This is a genomic window from Bradyrhizobium sp. B025 (genome assembly GCF_042257955.1).
GTDB classification, from domain to species: Bacteria; Pseudomonadota; Alphaproteobacteria; order Rhizobiales; family Xanthobacteraceae; genus Bradyrhizobium; species Bradyrhizobium diazoefficiens.
The window spans coordinates 4,969,085-4,986,303 of record NZ_CP170150.1; the positions used below are offsets into that span (position 1 = coordinate 4,969,085).

The 17,219-nt window shown below is 64.9% G+C and carries 15 protein-coding genes; 6 read left to right on the forward strand and 9 right to left on the reverse strand.

Annotated elements, in window-relative coordinates; genetic code table 11:
* Positions 1-184: 184 nt before the first annotated feature.
* The 3 genes from ACE10W_RS23085 (at position 185) to ACE10W_RS23095 (ending at position 2,610) form a co-directional block, all read left to right on the forward strand.
* Positions 185-523: a c-type cytochrome gene (locus ACE10W_RS23085; protein ID WP_060912528.1), complete on the forward strand. Its 339-nt coding sequence runs from the start codon at positions 185-187 to the stop codon at positions 521-523.
* A 79-nt stretch (positions 524-602) separates the two neighbouring features.
* Positions 603-2,024: an MFS transporter gene (locus ACE10W_RS23090; protein WP_304547113.1), complete on the forward strand. Its 1,422-nt coding sequence runs from the start codon at positions 603-605 to the stop codon at positions 2,022-2,024.
* 127 nt (positions 2,025-2,151) lie between these two features.
* Positions 2,152-2,610, forward strand: a complete 459-nt coding sequence (locus ACE10W_RS23095; protein ID WP_182871901.1) for a PEGA domain-containing protein — start codon at positions 2,152-2,154, stop codon at positions 2,608-2,610.
* Between the two features lie 99 nt (positions 2,611-2,709).
* Here the strand turns inward: ACE10W_RS23095 and ltrA are convergent, their stop codons facing one another.
* The 5 genes from ltrA to ACE10W_RS23120 form a co-directional block, all read right to left on the reverse strand.
* Positions 2,710-3,951, reverse strand: coding sequence for a group II intron reverse transcriptase/maturase (gene ltrA, locus ACE10W_RS23100; protein ID WP_232208763.1), 1,242 nt, complete (start codon positions 3,949-3,951; stop codon positions 2,710-2,712).
* A gap of 605 nt (positions 3,952-4,556) precedes the next feature.
* Positions 4,557-6,965 carry an ATP-dependent Clp protease ATP-binding subunit ClpA gene (gene clpA, locus ACE10W_RS23105; protein ID WP_011087911.1) on the reverse strand — a complete coding sequence of 803 codons (2,409 nt, stop codon included), beginning with the start codon at positions 6,963-6,965 and terminating at the stop codon, positions 4,557-4,559.
* Positions 6,966-7,258: 293 nt separating this feature from the next.
* A complete protein-coding gene (clpS, locus tag ACE10W_RS23110) occupies positions 7,259-7,591 on the reverse strand; it encodes an ATP-dependent Clp protease adapter ClpS (protein ID WP_027548135.1) in 333 nt (110 codons plus the stop codon).
* Positions 7,592-7,881: 290 nt separating this feature from the next.
* Entirely contained in the window at positions 7,882-8,202 is a 321-nt protein-coding gene (locus ACE10W_RS23115) for a hypothetical protein (RefSeq protein WP_161534645.1), read from the reverse strand.
* 195 nt (positions 8,203-8,397) lie between these two features.
* The gene (locus tag ACE10W_RS23120; RefSeq protein ID WP_011087913.1) at positions 8,398-8,736 is read right to left on the reverse strand and encodes a phasin family protein; all 339 of its coding nucleotides are present in this window, start codon (positions 8,734-8,736) and stop codon (positions 8,398-8,400) included.
* 389 nt (positions 8,737-9,125) lie between these two features.
* On the opposite strand from ACE10W_RS23120, the gene ACE10W_RS23125 reads away from it, so the two are divergent.
* Positions 9,126-10,952, forward strand: a complete 1,827-nt coding sequence (locus ACE10W_RS23125; RefSeq protein ID WP_182871903.1) for a D-alanyl-D-alanine carboxypeptidase — start codon at positions 9,126-9,128, stop codon at positions 10,950-10,952.
* A 220-nt stretch (positions 10,953-11,172) separates the two neighbouring features.
* Here ACE10W_RS23125 and ACE10W_RS23130 read toward each other — a convergent pair whose 3' ends face one another.
* Positions 11,173-11,898 carry a DnaJ domain-containing protein gene (locus ACE10W_RS23130; protein WP_011087915.1) on the reverse strand — a complete coding sequence of 242 codons (726 nt, stop codon included), beginning with the start codon at positions 11,896-11,898 and terminating at the stop codon, positions 11,173-11,175.
* 119 nt (positions 11,899-12,017) lie between these two features.
* Between ACE10W_RS23130 and tehA the strand changes: the two genes are divergently transcribed.
* Positions 12,018-13,010: a dicarboxylate transporter/tellurite-resistance protein TehA gene (tehA, locus tag ACE10W_RS23135; protein ID WP_182871904.1), complete on the forward strand. Its 993-nt coding sequence runs from the start codon at positions 12,018-12,020 to the stop codon at positions 13,008-13,010.
* A gap of 4 nt (positions 13,011-13,014) precedes the next feature.
* Here tehA and ACE10W_RS23140 read toward each other — a convergent pair whose 3' ends face one another.
* The 3 genes from ACE10W_RS23140 to ACE10W_RS23150 form a co-directional block, all read right to left on the reverse strand.
* Positions 13,015-13,764, reverse strand: a complete 750-nt coding sequence (locus tag ACE10W_RS23140) for a hypothetical protein (RefSeq protein ID WP_011087917.1) — start codon at positions 13,762-13,764, stop codon at positions 13,015-13,017.
* A 119-nt stretch (positions 13,765-13,883) separates the two neighbouring features.
* The gene (locus tag ACE10W_RS23145) at positions 13,884-14,744 is read right to left on the reverse strand and encodes an alpha/beta fold hydrolase (protein ID WP_011087918.1); all 861 of its coding nucleotides are present in this window, start codon (positions 14,742-14,744) and stop codon (positions 13,884-13,886) included.
* A gap of 344 nt (positions 14,745-15,088) precedes the next feature.
* Positions 15,089-16,012 (reverse strand): division plane positioning ATPase MipZ, encoded by a 924-nt coding sequence (locus ACE10W_RS23150; protein ID WP_060912532.1) that lies wholly within the window; start codon positions 16,010-16,012, stop codon positions 15,089-15,091.
* Between the two features lie 278 nt (positions 16,013-16,290).
* Here ACE10W_RS23150 and panC point away from each other — a divergent pair, with 278 nt between their 5' ends.
* Positions 16,291-17,142, forward strand: coding sequence for a pantoate--beta-alanine ligase (panC, locus tag ACE10W_RS23155; RefSeq protein ID WP_028171533.1), 852 nt, complete (start codon positions 16,291-16,293; stop codon positions 17,140-17,142).
* The last annotated feature ends 77 nt before the right edge of the window (positions 17,143-17,219 follow it).

Below are 17,219 nucleotides of genomic sequence, written 5' to 3' on the forward strand. Positions count from 1 at the left end.
CTTCCGATGCGCCGATTTGCCATGAAGGCCCTGTTTACGGCCCTCACTTTCAGAAAGGGTGAGAGAGAGAGGATCGATTGGGATCGCCGCATTCTGATCTTCTCGACAGTGGTAACGATCGTTTTGATCGCACTCTACGTCTGGGGCAAGGCAAACTCGCGCTGAGAATGACGGGGAATGCTCGATGAAGAGGTTCGTGCCGGCCCTGCTGGCCGTTGTCGTGCTATGGAGCACCGGCAGTCAAGCCATGGACTTCGAGCAGCGGCACGCTGAAGCACTGTTGCAGCGGATGTGCTCGCGGTGTCACGCGGTCGGGAAGACCGGCACGAGCCCGAACAAGGTGGCGCCGCCGTTTCGCCGCCTCGGCGAGAACAAGCTCTACGATCCCGATTTCATGCAGCGCCTTCAGGACGGCTACAGCAGCATTCACCGCTTCATGCCGACGTTTCGATTCGGCCGCGACGACGCCGAGGCCGTGGTAAACTACCTCAGAGCGATTCAGGAGCCGCAGAAGCCGAAATAGCCATCGGCTTTGGCTGGAACCATCCCGGGTCGGATCAAGTTGCGAACGAGCAACTGCGCCTCAACCGAACACGATTACCATGTCGTCCGCCCCAACAGTGCATGCCGACGGCCTGCCGCAGCCCCAGCGCAACCAGGCGATCCTGACCATTGCGCTCGGCATCATCATGGCGGTGGTCGACAGCGCCATCGCCAACGTCGCGCTGCCGACGATCGCGGCCGACCTCGACGCGAGCCCGGCCTTCTCGATCTGGATCGTCAACGGCTACCAGCTCGCGATCACCATCTCGCTGCTGCCTCTGGCTTCGCTCGGCGAGATCGTCGGCTATCGCCGCGTCTATCTGGTCGGGCTCGTGCTGTTCACGCTCGCATCCGCCTTCTGCGCGCTGGCGCATACGCTGCCGCTGCTGATGGTCGCACGCATCGTCCAGGGCTTTGGCGCGGCCGGCATCATGAGCGTCAACGCGGCGCTGGTGCGCTTCACCTATCCGCGCAGTCTGCTCGGCCGCGGCATCGGGCTCAATGCTCTTGTCGTCGCTTGCTCGGCCGCGGTCGGCCCGACGCTCGCGGCCGGCATCCTCGCGGTCGGAAGCTGGCCCTGGCTGTTTGCCATCAACGTGCCGCTCGGCGCGGTGACGCTGGTGCTCGGCCTGCGCAGCCTGCCGCACACCAAGCCCGCGAGCCATTCCTTCGACTGGCAGAGCGCGGGTCTCTCCGCGATCACCTTCGGCGTCGGCATTGCCGCGATCGACAGCGTCGGCCATGGCGAGGCCGCGCTCACCTGCCTCGTCCAGTTCGCCATCGCTCTCGTCGCCGGTGCGCTGCTGATCTACCGCGAGACACACATGGCCTCGCCGCTGCTGCCGGTCGACCTCTTGCGCATCCCGGTGTTCGCACTGTCGATCGCGACCTCGATCGCGTCGTTCTGCGGGCAGATGCTGGCCTTCGTCGCGATCCCGTTCTATCTCCAGAGCCGCTTCGGCTATTCCGCCGTGCATATGGGCCTCTTGATCACGCCGTGGCCGATCGCGATCGCCTTCGCGGCCCCCCTCGCCGGCCGCCTGGTCGAGCATTATCCGGCGGGCCTGCTCGGCGGCATCGGCCTCACGCTGTTCGCCTGCGGGCTCGGCGCGCTGGCCCTCCTGCCTGCCGCGCCAACGCCGCTCGACGTGATCTGGCGGATGGCGCTGGCCGGCGCCGGCTTCGGCCTGTTCCAGACCCCCAACAACCGCACCATGATCGCAGCCGCCCCGCGCGAGCGCGCCGGCGGCGCCAGCGGCATGCTGGGCACGGCGCGGCTGCTCGGCCAGACCACGGGCGCGGCGCTGGTGGCGCTGTTCCTCGGCCTCTATCCAATTGACGGAACCCGAGTCGCGCTCCTCGCTGGCGTCGGATTTGCGCTCTGCGGCGCGGTGCTGAGCATGCTGCGGCTCTCGCCCGCAGGCGCGCGCGGCGCCGAGCAAGTCCGCGTGCAGGACGACCAGCGCCTGCGCGGCGAATAGACCGGCCCACGCGCAGGTTCGCCCCCCTTCTCCGCACAACCGGTGCGTGGCTTAACTATCTGGACCAATGACGTATTGCCCTCCCGCCCTGGTTGCGCTTCACTGCGGACGGGACAAGGGGCATTTCATGCGTTCAATTGGAATTGTGGCGCTCAGCGTCATGCTGGGCGGCTGCGCGTCTGTCACGCGCGGCACGACCGAGAATATCAGCATTTCATCGACACCTTCAGGCGTTGAAGCCGTCGTTAGCGGAATGGAGGTTCCGACCACCTGCACGACGCCCTGCTCCGTGGTCGTCAAGCGGAACGCCGACATCTCCATCACCTTCCAGAAGGACGGCTACGAGCCGCAGATCGTCCCGCTCAGCCGCGACATACAGACCGGCGGCGCCGCCGGCTTTGCCGGCAATCTCTTGCTGGGCGGTGTCGTCGGCATGGGGGTCGATGCCGCGACGGGCGCGGCAACCGATCACAAGCCGAATCCGGTCATCGTCACGATGCAGCCGTCCGCTCCCGCCCGCGCACGGCCAACCGCGCCGAGGAAACCGCGGCCGCCTGCGGCACCCGCGCCTGACACCGGCACTTAAAGCCCCGCACTGCGACACAATCGGGATAGGGGGAAGCCTCGCGGCTCCGCCCCTCCCACACCACCGGACATACGGGTCCGTATCCGGCGGTTCAGCGGATTATGCGGGTCGCCGTGCCGCGACGGAAGCCAAGCCGAGTGAGGCAAAGAAGCCGTTTGGCAGAGCAATGGTGAGCGCGGGGCTGTTCGCGAGCCGCCAAGGGCCACGTGGGCTGCCGGCGGTTTGCGCCGCCAGATCCCGGCCGACGCCGCGGCGTCGCAACTCGGCAAAGCGAGCGGGTCCATACTTCCATTGCTTCCAGGCAACGGCGCGCAACCGTCGCCTGATCCACTGGTCAAGCACGCGCAACACCGACGGGGTTTGACAGAAGCCGAAGTAGCCGTGCCACCCAATCAGGTAGGTCGACAGTTCTTTGGCGATCTGCACGAGGCATCGACCACGCGTGCGTCGCGTGAGCTCCCGAACCTTCGCCTTGAAGCGGGCGAGTGCCTGCGGCGCGATGCGCCGCCGCGGTTCTTGCCCGCCGGTGAAGCTGAAGCCCAGGAACTTGCGAACACTCGGTTTGGCAACCGCGCTCTTCGCTTTGTTGATCTTGAGCTTGAGGCGCTTTTCGAGGAACCTCTCGACGCCAGCCAGCACCCGTTCGCCCGCCCGCTGACTGCGCACGTAGATGTTGCAGTCGTCGGCGTAACGCACGAAGCGGTGGCCGCGCTTCTCCAGTTCCTTGTCCAGCACATCCAGCATCAGGTTCGACAACAGCGGCGAGAGCGGACCGCCCTGCGGCGTGCCCTCTTCCGTCGGACTGACCAGCCCTCCTTCCAACACACCCGCATTCAGGAAGGCGCGGATGAGCTTCAGGATGCGCTTGTCAGCAACCCGCTTGGCAACCAGTCCCATCAGGATGTCGTGGTTGACCCGGTCAAAGAACTTCTCCAGGTCGATGTCCACCACGATGCTGTGGCCGGCCGCAATGTACGCCTGCGCCCGTTCCACCGCCCGATGTGCCGAGCGCCCCGGCCGAAAGCCGAAGCTCGTCTCGGCGAACGTCCTATCCCAATCCGCCTGCAGCACCTGCATCACCGCCTGCTGGATCAAGCGGTCGAGCACCGTCGGAATGCCGAGCGGCCGCAGGCCGCCCGACGCCTTCGGTATCTCCACCCGCCGCACCGGCTGTGGCTTGTAGGTGCCGTCAAGCAACTGGGCTCGGATCGCAGGCCAGTGCTCCTTCAGGTGGGCTGACAGCTCGCCGACGGTCATCCCGTCGACGCCCGCCGCGCCCTTGTTGCGCTTTACTTGCGCCAACGCTGCCTTCAGATTCTCACTCTCGACAACGTCTTCCATCGACGGTCCTGCGACCGCCGGGCGTTCGAGACAGACTTCCGCCGCACGCGCTTCAGGCTCTCGGGCGCCGGCGCTTCGGGCTTCACCCTCCGCTCCGGGGCTCAAGTTCAGCTCGACCTGATTCTTCTGCCGCATGGCTCGCACGAGATCGCCGCTCTACTGACCACTTCCACCGTTCAGGCCTTCAGCGGCGCGCTGCCGCCTACTACGCCCTCGGCTGACTTCTGCGCTGCGGTCAGGCCGTCTTGCGACGGTCTCAGTCTCGTTGCCGAGACACAGCGCAGACCTCCCGAGGTAAGACCGACCGCCTTCACCGCACGCCCGCCGAATTTACCACCCCGACCTTTGATGACCTTGGACTTCGCGATCAATTGCTCGCTCGTCCGGCCGGGTAGGCCTCGTTATCCGGTGTTTGTCCATCGGGCCGCGGCTTTGCTCCACGCTTTCTTCAGACCCCACCTCACGATGACGCCCTTGCGCTTCGCTAATCCTTCGCCGCCATCAGGCTGGATAGAGGACTTCCACCTCCAAGCTGTCGCTCATACTCGGCACACAACAAAAAGGCCGGCTGAACAGCCGGCCTTTTCGATTTCATCACGCGCCGATCAAGCCTTGACCAGCGGCCCCTTGGAGGTCGGCCCCTTCGAGCCGCCGGGGCCGCCCGGCTTGGGCTTGCCCGGCGGGCGCTTGCGGGCGCCGGGCAACTTTTCCTGCTTCGGCGTGACCGGGCCTTCGACGAACTCGAAGCCGATCTTCTCCTTGGTCTCGTCGGCCTCGTCCTTGACCAGGACGACGCGGACGTGGCCACCGCTCTTGAGCTTGCCGAACAGCACCTCGTCGGCCAGCGGCTTCTTGATGTGCTCCTGGATCACGCGGGCCATCGGCCGCGCGCCCATCTGCTCGTCATAGCCGTGCTGAACCAGCCAGGCCTTGGCGGGCTCGGACAGCTCGATGGTGACGTCGCGGTCGCCGAGCTGAGCCTCGAGCTGGAGCACGAACTTCTCGACCACCGTGCCGATCACCTCGACGCTGAGATGGCTGAACGAGACGATGGCATCGAGGCGGTTGCGGAATTCCGGCGCGAACTGCCGGTTGATCGCCTCGTGGTCGTCGCCTTCCCGCTTCGAGCGGGTGAAGCCAAACGCCTGCTTGGCCAGATCCGAAGCACCCGCATTCGTGGTCATGATCAGGATCACGTTGCGGAAATTGACCTGCTTGCCGTTGTGGTCGGTGAGCCGGCCGTGATCCATGATCTGGAGCAGCACGTTGTAGAGGTCGGGATGTGCCTTCTCGATCTCGTCGAGCAGCACCACGCAATGCGGATGCTGGTCGACGCCGTCGGTGAGCAGGCCGCCCTGGTCGAAGCCGACATAGCCCGGAGGCGCGCCGATCAGGCGCGACACGGTATGCCGCTCCATGTATTCGGACATGTCGAAGCGCAGCAGCTCGACGCCGAGCGACGCCGCGAGCTGCTTTGCGACCTCGGTCTTGCCGACGCCGGTGGGCCCGGAGAACAGGTAGCAGCCGATCGGCTTCTCCGGCTCGCGCAGGCCGGCACGCGCCAGCTTGATCGAAGCGGCGAGCGACTCGATCGCCTTGTCCTGGCCGAACACGGTGCGCTTCAGCGTCTGCTCGAGATGCTTGAGCACCTCGGCATCGTCCTTCGACACGCTCTTGGGCGGGATCCGCGCCATCGAGGCGATCGTGGTTTCGATCTCCTTGATGCCGATGGTCTTCTTGCGCTTGTTCTCGGCGACCAGCATCTGCGCCGCACCGGATTCGTCGATCACGTCGATCGCCTTGTCGGGCAGCTTGCGGTCGTGGATGTAGCGCGAGGAGAGCTGCACCGCAGCCTCGATCGCCTCATTGGTGTACTTCAGCCGGTGGTAGTCCTCGAAATACGGCTTGAGGCCCTTGAGGATCGCGATCGCGTCCTCCACCGTCGGCTCGTTGATGTCGATCTTCTGGAAGCGCCGCACCAGCGCGCGGTCCTTCTCGAAGTGCTGGCGGTATTCCTTGTAGGTGGTCGAGCCCATGCAACGGATCGTGCCCGAGGCAAGCGCCGGCTTGAGCAGGTTCGAGGCATCCATCGCCCCGCCCGACGTCGCGCCCGCACCGATCACGGTGTGGATCTCGTCGATGAACAGGATGGCGTTGGGATGCGCCTCGAGCTCCTTCAGCACCTGCTTCAGGCGCTCCTCGAAGTCGCCGCGATAGCGCGTGCCCGCAAGCAGCGTGCCCATGTCCAGCGAGAACACGGTGGCAGCCGCCAGCACCTCCGGCACCTCGCTGTCGACGATGCGCTTGGCGAGGCCCTCCGCGATCGCGGTCTTGCCGACGCCGGCTTCGCCCACGAACAGCGGGTTGTTCTTCTGCCGGCGGCACAGCACCTGGATCGCGCGGTTGATCTCGGAATTGCGTCCGATCACCGGATCGATCTTGCCGTCGCGCGCCTTCTTGTTGAGGTTGACGCAATAGGTCTCGAGCGCTTCGCCCTTCTTCTTGGCGTCGTCGCTGCCCTTGGTCTCGGTCTCCTCGTCGACGCCGCGCACGGGGCGGGCCTCGGAGACGCCCGGCCGCTTGGCGATGCCGTGGCTGATGTAGTTGACGGCGTCGTAGCGCGTCATGTCCTGCTCTTGCAGGAAGTATGCGGCGTGGCTCTCGCGCTCGGCGAAGATCGCGATCAGCACGTTGGCACCGGTCACCTCTTCGCGACCGGAGGATTGCACGTGGATCACCGCGCGCTGGATCACGCGCTGGAAACCGGCGGTCGGCTTGGCATCGTCGGCGCCATCCGTCACCAGGTTCTCGAATTCGGTCTCAAGATAGTTGACGAGGCTCGTGCGGAGCTTGTCGAGATCGACGCTACAGGCGCGCATGACGGCGGCTGCATCGGAGTCGTCGATCAGGGAGAGCAAGAGATGCTCGAGCGTCGCGTATTGGTGATGACGCTCGTTTGCGATCGCCAGCGCACGATGCAGGGATTGTTCAAGGCTTTGAGAAAAAGTCGGCATTCGCGTCCTCTATGGCCCCCACCATCATGATCGTCCTCGCCCGGTCAGGCAACAACAACCTTTGTCACATATAGTTATACAAGACCGCGGCGAAAGACCGGTTCCGCGACTCGGCAGCTAGCCACCTGCGGTATTTTTCGATGCAAAACCCGTTCCGATTTGGGCGGGATCGGCGCCGGTGCAGAATTCCGTAGTTTTGCCGGCTGCGATGGAGATCGCGCGCAGGCATCACGCGGCGATCACACTGCGACATACACAAGCAAGAGCCGGCTACGAACGCGCCGTGGGGTGACTTATTTCTTTTCCATCACGCATTGCAGCGGATGCTGGTGCTTGCGGGCGAAGTCCATCACCTGCGTCACCTTGGTTTCGGCGATCTCGTAGGTGAACACGCCACACTCGCCGATACCGTGATGATGGACGTGCAGCATGATCTTGGTCGCCGCCTCGACGTCCTTCTGGAAGAACTTCTCCAGCACGTGGACCACGAACTCCATCGGCGTGTAGTCGTCGTTCAGGATCAGAACGCGATACAGGTTCGGCCGCTTGGTCTTCGGCTTGACCTTGGTGATGACGGAGGTGTTCGGACCCGTCGGGCTGCCGGAACGGTTCTCGTCGTTGCTCATCCGGGGAGCGCGGGCGGCGGCGGCCGCAGACAGGTCAAGGCTGGAAGTCAATTGCGACATGGCTCAGGCGTTCAAATTCCCCACGGAAGCGTATGACGGCCCGCCGCGCGGCCCCGCCTTTCGGAGCTTCGCACTGGCGCACCGCGCTTTTGGATCGCCGCTTCCAACCGGTCCGGTCCAAACCAGATCGATTGCAGGAATATGGGCTTGCCCCCGCCTCGCCGCAAGCGTGCAAAAGTCCGGCTATGGCGGGCCCGATTCCCGATCCGGGCGATCCTGACCAAGGTTAATCAATCCGGACCGGTTTGACAAAAATTTCCGCCGCGCCGGTCTAGAAACAGGTTGACCAGGAACCTAGCCGTTAACGCGACCGCGACGGTTTCGCGCGGGATCGTCTCCGGTCTTCTACGGTACCTGCTGTTCAATCGCTTGGCGCGAAATCGAGCAAAATCGCAAATTTCGAGGATGGCCGTGCTGCGTCCGCCCTGCCCTGTGTCAGCCGCATCGCTCGACGCGTCCGGCACCACCATCACCTCGCAGATCAGCAGCGAGGCGCGGACCCAATTCAACGCGCCGTTCATTCGTGCTGTGCGCATCGAGCGGGTGAGCATCCGATCCACACCATGCCGGCGAACACCGGCAGCGCCCTGCCCCCAAGCGTGCTGCAATATCGCGCGAGCAGCACCGGCAAATTCTGCTTGGTCCCGCCGGCGAACCCGACCGCGCTCTGGCACGGATCGGTCGCGACAACAAAAAAGCCCGGCTGGTTCAGCCGGGCTTCTTGCTTCCAGGATGTCCGGGAAAAGTTAGTTGGCGGCCGGGGTGAACTTCGACACGATGGTCTCGACCGGCTTGAACGCCTGCTTGGCGAGGTCGCTGTAGAGGCCGGCAATCTTCTGCGATTCCGCGACGAAGGTCTCGTAGGCGGAACGGGCGAAGTCGGTCTGCGCTTCCATCGCCTTGTCCAGCGACTTCACGCCGGAAAGCTTCTCGACGAAGGACTTGGTGTCTTCGAACGACTTCTTGGTGTAGTCGCCGTAGGCGCTGGCGATTGCCTGGAGGCCGTGCTGCACCGAGGTCGCGGAGGCGACGCACTGCTCGAACTGCTCTTTCCCGTAGCTCTGAAAGTCTTCAACCTTGAACATTTCGGAATCCTTTTCCCTGGCTCGCGTCGGGAAGCCCCGGCTCCCTGACTCTGCCCACAATTAGTGCAACGCACAAAAAAGTCAAGAATCTTGTGCGTCGCACAAAAACTAGATCCAAACCGAAGAGATTCCCGGGGTTTCCCGCAAGGGTTCCTTAAGCTTTTGGAAACCGCGGACCCCTACCTTGATTCCCTGGACGTGTTCAGCTTCCGCAAGCGGCCAAAAGCCGTTTGAGAACATCACCTTAGCCAGAATAGCGGCTCAGGTTCAACGTCCCCCGCGGCGAGCACCAGCGGAGGGGCAGCCTGGGCAGGTAATGATCCCGGGTCCATTGGGCACAATTTCGCCTCACGGGCCGGTGATCAAGTCAGAAACGGGGACGGGGTTTCATGCTTCGTAAAAACTTGTCTTCCTCGCGCTTGGCGCGGGTCGGGGTTTTCGGGCTTCTTACGGTCACCACCGCGGTCATCTTCACCACCGATGCCGCCGAGGCGCGGCGTCACCGCCGCCACTACGCGCACCACCGGGTGCAGCGCGACGTGTCCGAGAGCTCCAGCCCGAAATTCGCGTCGATCATCGTCGACGGCAATTCCGGCTCCGTGCTCCAGGCAACGAGCCCCGACGGGATTCGCCATCCGGCGTCGCTGACCAAGATCATGACGCTCTATCTGCTGTTCGAGCGTCTCGAGTCCGGCAAGATGAAGCTCGACACCGAGATGCCGGTGTCGCAGCACGCCGCCGATCAGGATCCGACCAAGCTGAACCTGCGTGCCGGCCAGACCATCCGTGTCGAGGACGCGATCAAGGGTCTCGTCACCCGCTCCGCCAACGACGCAGCCGTGGTGATCGCGGAAGCGATCGCCGGCGACGAGGACGACTTCGCCCAGATGATGACGCGCAAGGCGCGTTCGCTCGGCATGTCCAAGACGGTCTACCGGAACGCCAACGGCCTTCCCAACGACGAGCAGGTCACGACCGCGCGCGATCAGGCCACGCTCGGCCGCGCCATCCAGGAGCGCTTCCCGCGCTACTACCGCTATTTCGCGACCTCGACGTTCAACTGGCGCGGCCAGTCGATCCGGAACCATAACCACCTGCTCGGCAGCGTCGAGGGCGTGGACGGCATCAAGACCGGCTACACCCGCGCCTCCGGCTTCAACCTCGTGACCTCGATGCGCCGCGGCAACCGCCACCTGATCGGCGTGGTGCTGGGCGGCCGCAGCGGCGGTTCGCGCGACGCCATCATGCGAAACCTGCTCGCGGAGAACCTCGACAAGGGCGCGACCAGCCACACCGTCGCCGCGGTTACCGAGCGTAGCGGCGCTGACGCCGCTGCCGAGGTCGCCGATGCGTCGGATACCCCGGCCCGCACCGCTCCGCAGGTCCAGGCCGCGGCCGCCCCTGCTCCCGAAGCAGCCCCGTCGCGTCTCGCCTCGCGCCTGTCCACGCTTGCGGCCGCCACCGCCGCAATGCCACCCGCTCAGCCCAAGCCTGAAGCTCGGCCGACTGAATCCAAGATCGAGCCCGCGCCGCTCACCAATGGCGTGATCTCCAGCCAGCCGCTCTCGATCATCCCGGGCTCGTCCGAACCGATGAAGCCGGTCCGGGTCAAGACGGTGCAGGTCAAGGCCGGCACCGTGAAGGTCGCCTCCGCCGCCCCGTCGCAGGTCGCGCCGCAGATTACCAACACGGTTGCCTCCCGCTCCGACGTCGCGGAAACCTCCGGCGCCGTCGTCGCCCGGGCCGATCTGATCAACAAGCCCGAGATCCAGAGCCAACCGGAAGCGCCGAAGGCGGAAGTCGCCCGCACCGAGCTGCCACGCCAGCCGGCCGGCTTCGGCACCGGCAACGGCGTCCTCGGCGTGCTGCCGGCTGCGACCGCCGCCGCGGCCGCTCCGAAGCTCGCCTCCGCCGACCCGGCGCCGCAGCCGATCCAGATGAGCGCCACCACCAAGCCGGTCGTCACGCACAGCGGCTGGATCGTCCAGGTCGGCGCGCTCGAGAGCGAGAACGAAGCCCAGCAGCGCATCGACGCAGCGCGTAGCTCGGCCCGCGGCCTGCTCAGCAAGGCGGATCCGTTCACCGAGCCGGTCGTCGCCAAGGACAATCGCAAGCTCTACCGCGCCCGCTTCGCCGGGCTCGAGCGGGATCAGGCCGAAGCCGTCTGCCGCGCCCTGAAGCGCGCCGACATCTCCTGCATCACCGTCCGCAACTGATCTCCCGCACCGCTCCGAAAAATGCCCGCGCCTTGCGCGGGCATTTTTGTTTTCGGCATGCGGCCAGCCAAAGTCGGTTCCGCGACAACCTCTCGTCAACGTTTTACGGTTAAATTTTTACTCAAGAGATCGGCCACGCCGAAATGGCGGGCATCGGGGCGACGACAGACAGAGCCAACGGAGATCACGCGGTACGGGCGTTTGTAGCGTAGTGCCGGAGTTAGCCGTTATGCGTGCGAAGCAGAGTATCCTTGGCCTCGTTTACCCGGGCAGCGAGATACGTCGAGCCCCCCTGGTCGGGATGGAGTTTCTTCATCAGGGACTTGTGGGCCCGGCTGATGTCGTCGCGCCCCGCTCCCGGCTGCAAGCCAAGGATCTGATAGGCCTCCTCCGTCGTCATTTTGCCGCTCGCCGCCGTGCGGCGCTGCCCCCCTGCCGCATCGCCCTGCGCGTTCTGACGCCAGGCGGGAAACCTGCGGTCCAGATAGCTTTCAAGTAAGGCCACGCTCTCGGCGTCGAACGCCGGGACCATCGCCAGCAGGCCGGCGAGATCGAACTCGTCGAGATCGCGCCCGGCGTGAGGCCCGGCAACGATCTGGCCTCCGAGCCGGCCGGAATCGTGGTCGAGCCGCATGTCGAGGAATTGCGAGCGCACGCGCGAGGCCTGCCCGGGCGCGGGCGCCGCACCGCCACCGAACAGCCCGCCGATATTGCCGAAGCCGGCGTTCGTCAACGGCGTCCAGCCGAGCAGCCCGGCGCCGAAAATCCCGAGCGGGATCGCGACCGCAAGCTCGCCCCGCAAGCCCGTGAAGGCCGCAACCGCCAGCGCCACCACGCCGCCGCCGAACTTGATGGTGCGCGCCAGCACCGCCGGATTGGCGGCGCGGAACATCTGAAGCAGCAGATACAGCGTGATAACGGCGACAGCGCCGGCGATCAGGGTCATGTCCGGAATATAGGCGCCCTGTTGTCAAAAAGCATGGCGTCCTTTCGCCCGTCGGCAATTGGCAGATGACATGGGACGCCGGCTTGCCCGATAGTCCGGCGCGACGATTGAGGGAGACAATGCGTAGCGGATTCAAGCCGCCGATCGTGCCGGCCGCCTTCTTCGGCATCGTGCTTGGCCTTGCCGGCCTCGGCAATACCTGGCGCGCCGCGCATCAGGTCTGGCATTTGCCGGCGATCGTCGGCGAGATCCTGCTCGCCCTCGCCTCCATCGTCTGGGCGCTGCTGCTCGTTCTCTTCATCCTGCGCTGGATCCTCGCGCGCGCCGAGTCGCTCAGTGAAGCCCATCATCCGGTACAATGCTGCTTTATTGGTCTCGCCGGCGTCTCCACCATGCTGATCGCGATCGCGGCGGAGCCCTACTCGCACCTTGCCGCCGAAATCCTGTTCGGCCTTGGCGCGGCGTTCACGCTCGGCTTCGCGCTGTGGCGGACGGGGTTGTTGTGGCGCGGCAATCGCGATCCCACCGCGACGACACCGGTCCTGTATCTGCCGACCGTTGCCGGCGGCTTCGTCACCGCGGCCGTTTCTTCGGTGCTCGGCTACCCCGATTGGGGACAGCTTGCCTTCGGCATCGCGCTGTTTTCCTGGCTCGCGATTGAATCCGTGCTGCTGCATCGGCTCTACACGGTCGCGACACTTCCAGTCGCACTGCGGCCGACGCTCGGCATCCAGCTGGCGCCGCCCGCGGTCGGTGCCGTCGCCTATCTCGCGATCAATGGCGGCGTGCCCGACATGGTCGCGCATGTCCTCGTCGGCTACGGACTGATGATGGCGCTGCTGCTGCTTCGCCTGCTGCCGTGGATCATGGAGCAGCCGTTCTCGGTGTCGTATTGGGGCTTCACCTTCGGCGCCACCGCGCTTGCGATCGCACCGATCCGCATGGCCGGCCACGGCGACACCGGTGCGATCGCGCTGCTCGCGCCATGGCTGTTCGGAGCCGCCAACATCGTGGTCGGATTGATCGGGCTGGGCACGCTGCGCCTGATCCTGCAGGGACGCCTGCTGCCGCCGGTCGCAGCGCCGCCGCCAACGCAAGCCGCGCCAGCGTAACCTGCTACTTCATCTGGCCGATCAACTGGGCCGCACCGCTCGCGCTCTTGGCCAATTTCAGCAGCGCCTCGCGCCCGCCGGCGGCATAGGCCGCGGCCGCCCGCAACAGCTCGCGCAGCTGTGCCGCAGCGCCGGGATCGAAACGGCACCAGGCGCCGCCGGTCAGGCGCGCGATCTCGCGAAACGCCTGCTCGGCCACCGGGTCATGGCCTTCCTGAAACACGAAGACGGGCACCTTGAGCATGCCGAGTTCGCCGGCCTTGGCGCAGAGCTCGTCAACCTTCTCCTCCATCGCATCGCCGACGAAGACCACGGCCCGCACGCCCGATGCGACCGCCTCGCGCCGCGCCTCGCTCAGCACCTTGCCGATCTGGGTGTCGCCGCCGCGGCAATCGATCTTGCTCATCAGCGTTGCGAGCCTGGCGCTGTCGGAGATCCACCCCGTGGCACGGCACTCGTTGAAGCCGCGATAGTAGACCAGCCGGATGTCGAGACTGCCGAGCGCCGCGGTCTCGCGAAACATGTCGGCCTGGAGCGCGCAGGCCATGTCCCAGGTCGGCTGCCGGCTCATCGTCGCATCCAGCGCGAAGATCAGCCGGCCTTTCGCGCCGGGAGCATGCGGTGACAGCGCACGCGCCTTGGCGACAAAGGCGGCGATATCGTCCGAGGTCGACGTCCCGGCCTGCGGCACCGCGCCGCCTGCTTGCGGCGAGACGGCATCGCGGCCGCGCGGTTTGATGGGTTCGCCCGACATCCCTTGGCCCTGCGTGAACGGCTAATGTGGTTAGCGGGTGCAGCCCGGTCAATGTGCAAAGCCTCCGCGGGCGAGCGCCGGCGGAGGCTTTGAAAGTCGTTTCTGACTATGATGAAACGTCAGCTCTTGGCAGGCGCCATCAGAGCGACCGGACCGGGCTCGAGAATCTTGGGTGGAGACGATTGCGTATCGACCGGCCCTACCTCGCTGTCAGTCGCGCTCAGGAATTTGTCGAGCATGCCTTGGATCGAGTTCTTGGCCACATCCGGACCGGTGTCGCGCATGTCGTTGTGCTGGAATTCGGTCTTCACGACCTGGATGCCGGCCTTCTCGCATTCCTCGTCGCTCGGGATCACGCCCGCATCGGTCTTGAACTGCGGATCGGTGGAGCGGAACGACAGGATCTTGAACTTGCCGGCGGTCACGAACGGCACGCGCAGATTGTCCAACGTGACGACCTTCTTGACCTCATCCGGATACTGCTTGGCGAAGTACATCGTGATGTCGCCGCCCATGGAGTGGCCGACCATCGTCACCTTCTCGTAGTCGGCGTTGGGCTGAACCTTCTTCATCTCCTGCATCGCCAGGTGGATATTGGCCACGCCGCGCAGGATCTGCGGCAACCGGCCGACATAGAGCTCGCCGGGCTTGGTCACCATCGGAGGATCGGTCGGCAAATCATGCTGCGGGCTCACGACGAGGTAGCCGCGCGCAGCGAAAATGTTAGCAAGGAAGCCGTACTCGGTGTTCTTGACGGTATTGCCATGGTTGATCACGGCGACAGGCATCGTGATCATGCCGGCATTGGCCTGCATTTCCTTGTCGCGACGGATCGCGATATCGACGGGCACGGGACGGTTGTCGCGCGAAGCGTCGTAGAAGGTGATGGTCTCGTGCCTGATGGCCCACTTGCTCGCCGTGAAATAGGCGATGCCGCAGAGGGCACTGACCGAAACCAGAACGGCAATTCCACGCTTCATTTTCGTCCTCAGCCTCAGGCTCTTGCGGCCTGAATCCCTGTTGAAAATCGTGTTCTTCCGGGGCTCTTCGGCCCCTGGTCGCCTATTCGCTAATATATGTCACAGCCGCGTGACAGGAAGGCCAAATATTGTGAACTGGCAGCCCTTTCATTGTGCGCCGCACACGTTTCTTGGGCATCCTCCTCTCATACGGCTACGTCAGGGTGCAGATCACCATCCGATGCAACCGGTCTCGATTGGGTGCAATTTCGCAGTAAACGTAGAGTGAAAACGGCCGAGGGCGGGCTCAGTTCCTGCGGGGGACCGGCTTATCAGGCCGCTGGCAGTAGCGATATACCGCTAAATCAGGCGCCGAGGATGTCGTGGACCTCGAGCGGCTTGTCGACCTGGCTGAACCACTCGGCGCGGTTGGCCGCGCGGCGGCGGCCGCGCTCGTCGAGCGGCAGCTTGAGCTGGCGGAGCAGGCTCGTCACCTCTTCCCGCGCGGTGAGATGGCCGAGATTGGGCCGCATGCCGAGCGTCGCCTCGTCGATCTCGTCGAGCGCGGTGAGGCCGCGCGGGAAGAATTCGCGGTAGACGACGCGCTCGGCGAAACCGTCGATGTAGCGGAAGCCGAGCCGCAGCGACAAATCCTTCAAGCCGTCGGCGACAAGCTGCTTGTTGCGGGAGCCGAGCATGGACAGGCGGTTGCGCACCACGATCCAGTCGGTGCTCGAGCCGTCGAGCTGGCGACGCTTGCGCCTGACATCCCGCACCATCTCGGCATAGTGGCTCTCGCCGGTGACCGCATAGTTGGCGGGGTCGACGGTGCCGAGCACGTCGAAATCGAGGAAGCTGTCGTTGATCGGCGTGACCAGCGTGTCGGCCATCGAATGGGCGAGCCGCATCAGGTAGCTGTCGGTGCCGGGCGTATCGATGACGATGAAATCGAAACTGCTCTCGACCGCAGAGACCGCCTCCATGAACTGCTGGAACTCGGAGTTCTCGTTCTCGGCAATCTGCATGGTCTCGCCGAGCTTGATGCAGCGATGCACCGGCAGCTCGAGATCGAGCTTGGTGCGACGGGCCCAGGCGGCGCGGTTGTTGATGTAGTGGGTGAAGCTTTGCTGGCGGCAGTCGAGGTCGATGGTGGCAACGCGCTGACCGGCCTTCAGGAGCGCGACCGCGATGTGCAAGGCAGTGGTCGATTTGCCAGAGCCGCCCTTCTCGTTGCCCAGCACAACGACGTGCGCCGAGCCGGATTGGCCTTGGCTAGCCTGCACAAGCATGGTGATCCTCAACACCCCTAAGCAATATCTTCAAGTTGGCCGCGTCTGCGGTCAAGTGAAATGCGTGACAGGATAGCGAAATCACAGTGCGTTAGTCTTCATCATGATTTGCGTCGCCGCCCCGCGTCTGTGATTCAGCCCACAATGTCGCGACGTCGTGCGCGGCATTGCGCGGGATGCTGTGCCGCATCCGGATGCATGGCGTCCACGATCGCTGCTTGTTAAGGTTAGCCGGCTGCACGCCGCGCCCCACCCATCCCCAAGCCCCCTGAGTCCTGATGTCACGAAGCCCTCTGATCGCCCGCACGGTCCCTGCGCTCCGACGCGCCGCCGACAATCTTCGCAAGCGAAAGGCCACGATCGCGCTGGTCCCGACCATGGGGGCGCTCCATGACGGGCATGTGTCGCTGGTGCGCCTCGCCAAGCGGCGCGCCAGCCGCGTCGTAGTCTCGATCTTCGTCAACCCGACTCAATTCGCCCCGACCGAGGATTTCGGCGCCTATCCCCGAACCTGGAAGGCCGACATCGCCAAGCTCGCGGCCGAGGACGTCGACATCGTCTGGCACCCGGGCGTCGAGGCCATGTATCCGGAGGGCTTTGCGACCCGAATCGTGCCGGAGGGTCCGGCCCTGGCCGGCCTCGAGGATCGCTTCCGGCCCCACTTTTTCGGTGGCGTCGCCACCGTCGTCGGAAAGCTGTTCACGCAATGCCGGCCGGACTTTGCGATCTTCGGCGAGAAAGACTTTCAGCAACTGCGGGTGGTGACGCAGATGGCGCGGGACCTCGATCTTGGCGTCAAGGTGATCGGCTCCCGCACCGTGCGCGAGCGCGACGGGCTCGCGATGTCATCGCGCAACGTCTATCTCTCACCGCAGGAGCGGCAGACCGCGACCACGCTCTACCGCGCCATGAAGGACAGCGCCGGCCGCATCCGCGCCGGCGAGGCCATCGCGCCGGCGATGGCGCGCGGCGCCGCGACCATCAAGGCGGCCGGCTTCGTGCTCGACTATTTCGAGGCCCGCCACGCCGAGACGCTGGCACAGGTCACCTCGCGTAAGGACGGCCCCTTGCGGATCCTGGTCGCAGCCAAGCTCGGCACGACCCGGCTGATCGACAATATCGCGGTCTGAAGCGCGATGACGACATCGCGCTTCAGGTTACTGTTTGAGCATGATCTTTCCGGAAAACCGCTACACACTTTTCCGGA

Bases quoted from the DNA above. Each gene is read 5' to 3' on its own strand.
- ACE10W_RS23085 (WP_060912528.1), top strand. From the start codon at position 185: ATGAAGAGGTTCGTGCCGGCCCTGCTGGCCGTTGTCGTGCTATGGAGC.
- ltrA (WP_232208763.1), bottom strand. From the start codon at position 3,951: ATGGAAGACGTTGTCGAGAGTGAGAATCTGAAGGCAGCGTTGGCGCAA.
- ACE10W_RS23095 (WP_182871901.1), top strand. From the start codon at position 2,152: ATGCGTTCAATTGGAATTGTGGCGCTCAGCGTCATGCTGGGCGGCTGC.
- ACE10W_RS23140 (WP_011087917.1), bottom strand. From the start codon at position 13,764: ATGTCGGGCGAACCCATCAAACCGCGCGGCCGCGATGCCGTCTCGCCG.
- clpA (WP_011087911.1), bottom strand. From the start codon at position 6,965: ATGCCGACTTTTTCTCAAAGCCTTGAACAATCCCTGCATCGTGCGCTG.
- tehA (WP_182871904.1), top strand. From the start codon at position 12,018: ATGCGTAGCGGATTCAAGCCGCCGATCGTGCCGGCCGCCTTCTTCGGC.
- clpS (WP_027548135.1), bottom strand. From the start codon at position 7,591: ATGAGCAACGACGAGAACCGTTCCGGCAGCCCGACGGGTCCGAACACC.
- ACE10W_RS23125 (WP_182871903.1), top strand. From the start codon at position 9,126: ATGCTTCGTAAAAACTTGTCTTCCTCGCGCTTGGCGCGGGTCGGGGTT.
- ACE10W_RS23090 (WP_304547113.1), top strand. From the start codon at position 603: ATGTCGTCCGCCCCAACAGTGCATGCCGACGGCCTGCCGCAGCCCCAG.
- ACE10W_RS23145 (WP_011087918.1), bottom strand. From the start codon at position 14,744: ATGAAGCGTGGAATTGCCGTTCTGGTTTCGGTCAGTGCCCTCTGCGGC.
- ACE10W_RS23130 (WP_011087915.1), bottom strand. From the start codon at position 11,898: ATGACCCTGATCGCCGGCGCTGTCGCCGTTATCACGCTGTATCTGCTG.
- panC (WP_028171533.1), top strand. From the start codon at position 16,291: ATGTCACGAAGCCCTCTGATCGCCCGCACGGTCCCTGCGCTCCGACGC.
- ACE10W_RS23150 (WP_060912532.1), bottom strand. From the start codon at position 16,012: ATGCTTGTGCAGGCTAGCCAAGGCCAATCCGGCTCGGCGCACGTCGTT.
- ACE10W_RS23120 (WP_011087913.1), bottom strand. From the start codon at position 8,736: ATGTTCAAGGTTGAAGACTTTCAGAGCTACGGGAAAGAGCAGTTCGAG.
- ACE10W_RS23115 (WP_161534645.1), bottom strand. From the start codon at position 8,202: ATGCTCACCCGCTCGATGCGCACAGCACGAATGAACGGCGCGTTGAAT.